This is a genomic window from Mesorhizobium sp. J18 (assembly GCF_007829525.1).
Taxonomy (GTDB): Bacteria; Pseudomonadota; Alphaproteobacteria; order Rhizobiales; family Rhizobiaceae; genus VLJP01.
On record NZ_VLJP01000010.1, the window covers coordinates 33,933 to 42,205 of the forward strand.

Consider the following 8,273-nt stretch of genomic DNA (forward strand, 5'->3'; position numbering starts at 1 on the left):
ATAACAACAGGCTAATCAAAGAGGAAGAACGGTAGGAGATCAGCAGCCGGAATCGCGCTTCTATGCATAACGCAAGACGGAACTCCCCCAAGCTTGACTGCCTAGGAGCGGCGAAAAGTGTGCTCTACTCCGCCGCTTCCTGCTTCCGCCCCGGCCGTCGCTGCAGCAGTTCCTTGAGGAACTTGCCGGTATAGCTGCGGGGCTCGGCCATGATGTCCTCGATGCCGCCGGAAGCCACCAGCTCGCCGCCGCCGTCGCCGCCTTCGGGGCCAAGGTCGAGGATCCAGTCGGCCGTCTTGATCACTTCAAGGTTATGCTCGATGACGACGACCGTGTTGCCCTGGTCGACAAGCTCATGCAGAACTTCAAGAAGCTTGGCTACGTCATGGAAATGCAAGCCGGTGGTCGGCTCGTCGAGGATGTAAAGCGTGCGGCCGGTGGCCCGCTTGGACAATTCCTTGGCAAGCTTGATGCGCTGTGCCTCGCCGCCCGAAAGCGTGGTCGCCTGCTGGCCGATATGGATATAGCCGAGGCCGACGCGTGAAAGCGTCGTCAGCTTGTCGCGCACGGCCGGCACGGCGGAGAAGAACTCTACGCCTTCGTCCACCGTCATTTCCAGCACATCCGCGATGGATTTGCCCTTGAACAGAACTTCCAGCGTCTCGCGATTGTAGCGTTTGCCGTGGCAGACGTCGCAGGTGACATAGACATCCGGCAGGAAGTGCATCTCGATCTTGATGACGCCGTCGCCCTGGCAGGCCTCGCAGCGCCCGCCCTTGACGTTGAAGGAGAAGCGGCCCGGCTGATAGCCGCGCGCCTTGGCCTCCGGCAGGCCGGCGAACCAGTCGCGGATCGGCGTGAAGGCGCCGGTATAGGTCGCCGGGTTCGAGCGCGGCGTGCGCCCGATGGGCGACTGGTCGATGTCGATGACCTTGTCGAGATGCTCCAGCCCCTCGATGCGATTATGTTCCGCCGGGTGCTCGCGCGAACCCATGATGCGCCGCGAGGCTGCCTTGAACAGCGTCTCGATCAGGAAGGTGGATTTGCCGCCGCCGGAAACGCCCGTCACGCAGGCGAAAGTGCCGAGGGGGATTTCCGCCGTCACATTCTTCAGATTGTTGCCGCGCGCGCCGACAACCCTGATCTTCCGTTTCGGATTGATCTCGCGGCGTGCGGCCGGCATGGGGATTTCGAGTTCGCCGGTCAGATACTTGCCGGTGATCGAATTCGGGTTCGCCATGATGTCGCGCGGCGTGCCCTCGGCGATGATGCGCCCGCCATGCACTCCCGCAGCCGGGCCGATATCGACCACGTGATCCGCCGTCAGGATGGCATCCTCGTCATGCTCCACCACGACGACGGTGTTGCCGAGGTCACGCAGATGCTTCAACGTGTCGAGAAGGCGGTCGTTGTCGCGCTGGTGCAGGCCGATGGACGGCTCGTCGAGCACATAGAGGACGCCGGTCAGGCCCGAGCCGATCTGCGAGGCAAGGCGGATGCGCTGGCTTTCCCCGCCCGATAGCGTGCCGGAATTGCGCGACAGCGTCAGATAGTCGAGCCCGACATCGTTGAGAAAGGCAAGCCGCTCGCGAATCTCCTTCAGGATGCGCGCGGCGATCTCGTTCTGCTTGGCGTTGAGCCTGCCCGGCAACTCCTCGAACCAGCCGCCTGCCTTGCGGATCGACATTTCCGTCACTTCGCCGATATGCAGTCCGGCGATCTTGACAGCCAGCGCCTCCGGCTTGAGCCGATAGCCGTTGCAGGCGGGGCAGGGCGATGCCGACATGAAGCGCTCGATCTCCTCGCGCATCCAGGCCGATTCCGTCTCCTTCCAGCGCCGCTGGAGATTGGGAATGACGCCCTCGAAGCTCTTGGTGGTGCGATAGGAGCGCAGTCCGTCATCATAGTCGAAAGCAATCTGGCGCTCGCCCGTGCCGTACAGGATGGCTTCCCTGGCTTCGTCGGACAGATCGCGCCAGCGGTCGCCGACCTTGAAGCCGTAGGCCTTGCCGAGACCTTCGAGCGTCTGGATGTAATAGGGCGAGGTGGATTTCGCCCAGGGCGCGATCGCGCCCTCGCGCATGCTCACATGCTCTTCCGGTACGATCAGATCCGGGTCGATAGCCCGCTGGCTGCCGAGCCCGTCGCAGCTCGGGCAGGCGCCGGCCGGATTGTTGAAGGAGAACAGCCGCGGCTCGATCTCCGGAATGGTGAAGCCGGAGACCGGGCAGGCGAATTTCTCCGAAAAGACGATCCGCTCATGGGTATCGTTCTTCGATTTGTAGGCCGATTCCGAGGAGGTCTCCTCAGGCGGCAAGGGGCGGTCGGCAAATTCCGCGACAGCCAGCCCGTCCGCCAGCTTCAGGCACGTCTCCAGGCTGTCGGCAAGGCGCGTCGCCAGGTCGCCGCGCACCACGATGCGGTCGACCACGACATCGATATCGTGCTTGTACTTCTTGTCGAGCGCCGGCACGTCGGCGATCTCATAGAAGGTGCCGTCCACCTTGACGCGCTGGAAGCCCTTCTTCTGCAGTTCGGCCAGTTCCTTGCGGTACTCGCCTTTGCGGCCGCGCACGATCGGCGCCATGATGTAAAGGCGCGTGCCTTCCTCCAGCTCCAGCAGGCGGTCGACCATCTGGCTGACGGTCTGGCTCTCGATCGGCAGGCCGGTCGCCGGGGAATAGGGAACGCCGACGCGCGCAAACAGCAGCCGCATATAGTCGTAGATCTCGGTGACCGTGCCGACGGTCGAGCGCGGATTGCGCGAGGTCGTCTTCTGCTCGATGGAAATGGCAGGAGACAGCCCGTCGATCTGATCGACATCCGGCTTCTGCATCATCTCCAGGAACTGGCGTGCATAGGCCGAAAGGCTTTCGACATAGCGGCGCTGGCCCTCGGCATAGATCGTGTCGAAGGCGAGCGACGATTTGCCCGAGCCCGAAAGCCCGGTCATGACGATCAGCTTCTCGCGTGGCAGGTCGAGATCGACATTCTTCAGATTGTGTTCGCGCGCGCCGCGAATGGAAATGAATTTGTGGTCAGGCATGACCGGCTTGCCGCCTCACATATAAAATAACGGGGATTGGCCCGGTCCGCGCCGGCCAACCTCTCATGTAGGTATTGCATCCGCTGCGTCGAGGGAGGCGGACTGCATGCTTTCCCGCGCGACTTTTTCCCGCGTTTTTCGGCAATGAGCAAGTAAAAAGAACAAAGATCGAACAGGCTCCTGACAATTGGTGGGGCAGGAGCCGGGACCATCTTGATCACATTTTTCCCGGAGAGGGCCGCAAGCCTTGACCCTCGCGGCATGAAAGCGCAAATTTACCTTGTCGCTGGTGCCGCGGTGGGAGGTTCGGTACCCTCTCGACGGCCGGATCGAGCATCGTGCACCCGGCAATGGAGCAAAATCCGAGACAGGAGGGAGGCATGACTCCGCCGGACAGTCCCGTAAGGCTCCGCCTGCTCGTGGAGCCACGACCGGCAAGGGCTTGAACGCCCTTCAGCCCAAAAAGCCGGTTGCTCATTCAAAATTGATTTCAATGGAATGCTGTCAGCGAGAGCTGAAGCATTAAAGAGCGGGAAAGGTTCCCGCAGACCGGGCATAGGCCCAAAAATCTGACAAAGCCCCGCGCGCTCAAGAAACAGGAAGCGGCGGGGCATTCATGTGGCTGCGGGCTCGAGGCTGTGGGCATGCCGATGGGGGATTGGCGCGGCTAGTCCTTGCCGTCTCCCAGATGTTTCCCGAAGCCGATACCGACAGTCACGCTGCCCGAAATGGTGACGTCCCAATCGCCGACCTTGAAATTGTTTTCTTTCGCGGGCGGTGAAGGCTCTTCCGGTTCGGGCGGGGGCGGCGATACGGTGCTGTGCCCGCTTTCTACGCCGGGCAGAGCATCCCGAGCGGGCAGAGGATCGGCGGATGCGCCGGAGATCGCGGCAGCCAGTGGCGCTGCAGCAATCGCGAAACTCTTGGCCCATCTGCTTGACATCCGGCCTTTATAGAACCGGAGCGCGCTTTGGCCAAGAAGCGGCGCCGAAAGAGCGCCACGGACTTGCCATCAGGCTTCCGGTATACTAGAACAAAAAAAGAACAAACAGACCGGGAACGAATTGGTTGTGGACGAAGTGCATGTGTGGAGGAAGCGCGGGCGCGCCGGACGGATCGTTCGGCTAGAGTGCTTCCGAAATCGGATCGAGCGTGGAGATAAAGTAATGGCGGGCAGCGTCAACAAGGTCATTCTCGTGGGAAATCTCGGCGCCGACCCGGAAGTGCGGCGGATGCCCTCCGGCGATCCTGTCGTCAATATGCGCATCGCCACTTCCGAAACCTGGCGTGACCGCAATTCCGGCGAGCGCCGTGAACGCACCGAATGGCATAATGTCGTTATCTTCAACGACAACCTCGCCAAGGTTGCCGAGCAATATCTCAAGAAGGGCATGAAGGTTTATATCGAGGGCGCCCTTCAGACCCGCAAATGGCAGGATCAGTCCGGGCAGGATCGCTATACGACGGAGGTCGTGCTGCAGAAGTTCCGGGGTGAACTGCAGATGCTGGATTCACGCGGGCAGGGCGAGGGCGGCCAGGTCGGCTATTCGGGCGGCGGCGGCCGGGGTTCCGATTTCGGCCAGTCGAGCCCGTCGGATTCACACAACCGCGGCAGCAGCGATTATTCGCGTGATCTCGACGACGAGATACCGTTCTAGAGTCGATCACGGTTCATTTCGCAAGTGTGGTCCCGAGGCATTGTTGCGCCTGATCTGGCGCGCTCAGCGAACAGGCTGCGACCCTGCCCATCAGGCAACAGCTTCCCGATGCTCCCTGTTTTCCGGTAATCCCCGTGCGACGGAAAAGGCTTCCTGGCTCGCGAGGCTAGCTCGGATCATCACGATGGACATCGTGCACCGTCATGCCGATCGACTCCGGGGGTTTCACCAACCACTTACGGTGCTTCAGCGTCTTGCGCGTGTCCTGATAGCCCGAATCCCAGTGCTCCCGCATCGAGGTGCCGGAGAACTCGTAGTCCTTGGCGTCGCTCTCGTAAACTTTCGGCTGGTAGATGAGATGGACTATGTTGATCTGAGGCACGTCCTCCATCGCAGCGAGGAATGCGTGGTCCTCGTCGGTCAGCACCTCTGACGGGACGCGCTGCAGCGCCTTATGCAACCTCAGCCGCAGGTTGTGCAGCCGCCGGAAAGTGTCGGTGTTGTTGCGGGTGCGGCTCGAATACATGATGTCCTTGTGCCGAGCGAGCACATCGGCCATGTCGCGCGGCAGGATTCCGCGCGCGCTGAACAGGTCGACCTGGAAGACCAGCGTGTCGTGCACGTCTTCCTGCTCCAGCAGATATTGCAGTGGCGTGTTGGAGACGATGCCGCCGTCCCAGTAATATTCGTTCTCGATGTGGATCGCCGGAAAGGCTGGCGGCAGGGCGCCCGAGGCCATGATGTGCTGCGGGCCGATCACCTCGATCTCGCTGTCGAAGTAACGGAAATTGCCCGTCCGCACATTGACCGCGCCGACGCTCAGCCTGCGCTGTCGGTCGTTCAGCACCTCCCAGTCGATCAGCCGGTTGAGTGTATGCTCCAGTTCGGACGTATCGTAGAAACTGGTGGCGCCCGATGCTCCCGGAAGCTGGAACCATGGATTGAGGCCGCGTGGCTTGAAGAAGCCGGGCAGGCCCGACATCATTGTCATCAATGAGCTGGTGTGGTTGCGCGCATTGCGGAACAGGTCGCCCTCGGGTGTGAAATACCAGACCTTGCGGGCCGATACCGTCTCCCAGAAGTCGCGCAGCCGGTCGAGCTGGTCGCCGGGCCGGTTACCGGCGATGATCGCCGCGTTGATCGCACCGATCGACACGCCCGACAACCAGTTGGGGTCGATGCCGGCCTCGGCCAGCGCCTGGAATACGCCGGCCTGATAGGCGCCCAGCGCGCCGCCGCCCTGAAGTACCAGCGCCACGGACTGATATTCCGAGAGCATTTCCTTGATGTCGGGCGTTTCGCTCCTGCGCCTGCGCATCGTCTCGGACATTGCGGACCCCCTTACTCCTGGTTCATGTAGTCATGCACGACCTCGCCGAGCCCCAGCGTGAGGTCGGCGACGAAATGCACGGCCGAGACGACTTCCAGCACCGGAAGGCGGGCGACATCGGCCACGACGTGACGGAACAGCTGCAGGTCGGCCGGACCGGACCATGCGCCCTTCACGGTGATGTCCTCCAGATGGTAGCGCACCAGCTCGCAGATGCGCGGGCTGGCGTCCACATGCGGGATGACCTTGACGAGGAAGTTCGGCTTCGCCAGCGAGGCCGCGATATCGCTCCCGTCGAGGGTCCGGTGCTTGTAGCCCATGGTCGCGGTCGCGCACAGCACCGAGCCGTAATGCAGCGTGCCCACGATTACCTCGCCTTCATGGGCGAGTTTGGGAAAGGCAAGCTTCTTGGGGAAGCCCCAGATCTCGCGTCCGCCGGCGATCGGCGCGTCGTCGTCGAGATACATGGAATGGACGTAGACGCCTTCTTCGCCGGCGAAGCGGACCGGGATCACCTGGCCCGTTTCCGTGTAATCGCCGAACCCGGTCGAGTCCGGCATGCGGATGAACTCGTATTTGACGATCGGCTCGACGATTTCCAGCGGCTCCGGCACCACCGCCCGCAGCGCCTCAGGATCGGTGCGATAGCTGATGATGACATATTCCCGGTCGATGAAGCGGTATGGTCCCGGCGGATAGGCCGGGTTGGTCAAGGGCATGGCATAGGCCCGGCGAACGTCTTCGGTTTTCATGTGGGTAATCCTGAAAGAGGGAAGGTCTTCGGCGTGCCTAGTGGGCCGTCCATCCACCATCGATAGAAAGGATTGCGCCGGTCATTGAGGCAGCATCGTCGCCACACAGGAAGAGCGCGAGCCCGGCCACCTGGTCGACAGTCACGAACTGCTTGGTCGGCTGGGCCTCCAGGAGCACGTCGTTGATAACCTGTTCCTTCGTCAGCCCGCGCGCGGCCATTGTGTCGGGGATCTGTGCCTCGACCAGCGGTGTCCATACATAGCCGGGACAGATCGCGTTGACCGTGATGCCGGCCGTGGCGACCTCGAGCGCGACCGTCTTGGTGAGGCCGGCAATGCCGTGCTTGGCCGCCACATAGGCGGATTTGTACGGCGAGGCGACAAGCGCATGGGCCGAGGCTATGTTGATGATGCGGCCCCAGCCTCGCGCCTTCATCGCCGGCAGCGCCGCCTTGACCGAATGGAACGCGGCGACGAGGTTGATCCGGACGATCGCCTCCCATTTCTCGTCGGGGAATTCGTCGATCGGCGCGACATGCTGGATGCCGGCATTGTTGATGAGGATGTCGCAGCCGCCGAAGCTGTCCACGGCAAGTTTCACCATGTCGGCGATCTCCGCACCCGACAGCATGTTGGCCGAAGAATAGAGGCAGCGCACGCCGAACTCCGCCTCGATGCCGGCACGCTCGGCCTCGATGGCAGCGGCATCGCCCAGCCCGTTGATGACCACATCCACACCCTCCGCGGCGAAGCGGCGAGCAATACCGAGACCGATGCCGCTGGTCGAGCCGGTTACAATTGCTGCCTTGCCGTGCAAGCTCGACATTCTGTTGCGATCGACCATCTGGACGCTCCCATCTTCCTCTTGGGGTTCGTGTTCCGGGATCCATCAGTCCCGTCGACAGAAAACGGCACCGAGGGGGCTCGGTCCCGCGCATGATGTTGGGGCACACGGACGTTTCAATACGATGACAGCTTACCCGCCCGCTCACCTCCGGGGCCGGTTCGCGGTGTCATCCAACCGTCAAGCAATGGCGCTACCAACGATCTGACTTTCTTAGGTTTATGCCCGGAGCGCGCCCGCGTTTCGGCAATCGGGGACTGCTGGGACTGCAACCGGAAGCCGGTAATCCGGAATGGCGCTGTCTTGCGCGCAAGAGGCTTAGCCTGGGGCCGGCCGGGGAGGGCATATTGCATGTTTGAATTCACATCTTTCCGCACCCGTGCAGGGCGAGCAGCAGCGGCTGTAGTGATCGGGATTCTTGGACTCGCTGTTTCGCTCCCTGGTTCTCCTTCGCAGGCCCACGCCGAGCCGATCCAGGGTGCGGGATCGACCTTCGCCGCGCCGATAATCAACCAGTGGTCACGCGACTATGAGGCGATGCGCAGCGGCGGCGGCTTCGCATCGCCGCTTCAATCCTGTCCGTTGTGCCAGGAACTGGCTGCGCGCGACGAGGGGGGCGCCACGGCTTCACAGGATTTGCGGG

Annotated in this window: 6 protein-coding genes and 1 pseudogene; 2 read left to right on the forward strand and 5 right to left on the reverse strand. The window is 62.3% G+C overall.

The window, feature by feature from the left end:
• Positions 1–124 precede the first annotated feature (124 nt).
• Both uvrA and L598_RS05390 read right to left on the reverse strand, forming a co-directional pair.
• Positions 125–3,046, reverse strand: a complete 2,922-nt coding sequence (gene uvrA / locus L598_RS05385) for an excinuclease ABC subunit UvrA (RefSeq protein ID WP_144860942.1) — start codon at positions 3,044–3,046, stop codon at positions 125–127.
• A 667-nt stretch (positions 3,047–3,713) separates the two neighbouring features.
• Complete coding sequence (locus L598_RS05390; protein WP_144860943.1) at positions 3,714–3,989, reverse strand: hypothetical protein; 276 nt, start codon at positions 3,987–3,989, stop codon at positions 3,714–3,716.
• Positions 3,990–4,212: 223 nt separating this feature from the next.
• On the opposite strand from L598_RS05390, the gene L598_RS05395 reads away from it, so the two are divergent.
• A complete protein-coding gene (locus L598_RS05395) occupies positions 4,213–4,704 on the forward strand; it encodes a single-stranded DNA-binding protein (RefSeq protein WP_144860944.1) in 492 nt (163 codons plus the stop codon).
• A gap of 166 nt (positions 4,705–4,870) precedes the next feature.
• Here the strand turns inward: L598_RS05395 and L598_RS05400 are convergent, their stop codons facing one another.
• The 3 genes from L598_RS05400 to L598_RS05410 are packed head-to-tail and all read right to left on the reverse strand — an operon-like array spanning position 4,871 to position 7,612.
• A complete protein-coding gene (locus L598_RS05400; RefSeq protein WP_246658641.1) occupies positions 4,871–6,022 on the reverse strand; it encodes a patatin-like phospholipase family protein in 1,152 nt (383 codons plus the stop codon).
• Between the two features lie 23 nt (positions 6,023–6,045).
• The gene (locus L598_RS05405) at positions 6,046–6,786 is read right to left on the reverse strand and encodes an acetoacetate decarboxylase (RefSeq protein ID WP_144860946.1); all 741 of its coding nucleotides are present in this window, start codon (positions 6,784–6,786) and stop codon (positions 6,046–6,048) included.
• Positions 6,787–6,823: 37 nt separating this feature from the next.
• Positions 6,824–7,612: a 3-hydroxybutyrate dehydrogenase gene (locus L598_RS05410; protein WP_144860986.1), complete on the reverse strand. Its 789-nt coding sequence runs from the start codon at positions 7,610–7,612 to the stop codon at positions 6,824–6,826.
• Between the two features lie 369 nt (positions 7,613–7,981).
• Here L598_RS05410 and L598_RS05415 point away from each other — a divergent pair.
• Positions 7,982–8,273: pseudogene (locus L598_RS05415) on the forward strand (hypothetical protein); the annotation flags it as partial.

Excerpts from the sequence above, each read along its gene's own strand:
- L598_RS05410 (WP_144860986.1), bottom strand. The coding sequence starts at position 7,612 with ATGTCGAGCTTGCACGGCAAGGCAGCAATTGTAACCGGCTCGACCAGC.
- L598_RS05405 (WP_144860946.1), bottom strand. The coding sequence starts at position 6,786 with ATGAAAACCGAAGACGTTCGCCGGGCCTATGCCATGCCCTTGACCAAC.
- L598_RS05390 (WP_144860943.1), bottom strand. The coding sequence starts at position 3,989 with ATGTCAAGCAGATGGGCCAAGAGTTTCGCGATTGCTGCAGCGCCACTG.
- L598_RS05395 (WP_144860944.1), top strand. The coding sequence starts at position 4,213 with ATGGCGGGCAGCGTCAACAAGGTCATTCTCGTGGGAAATCTCGGCGCC.
- L598_RS05400 (WP_246658641.1), bottom strand. The coding sequence starts at position 6,022 with ATGCGCAGGCGCAGGAGCGAAACGCCCGACATCAAGGAAATGCTCTCG.
- uvrA (WP_144860942.1), bottom strand. The coding sequence starts at position 3,046 with ATGCCTGACCACAAATTCATTTCCATTCGCGGCGCGCGCGAACACAAT.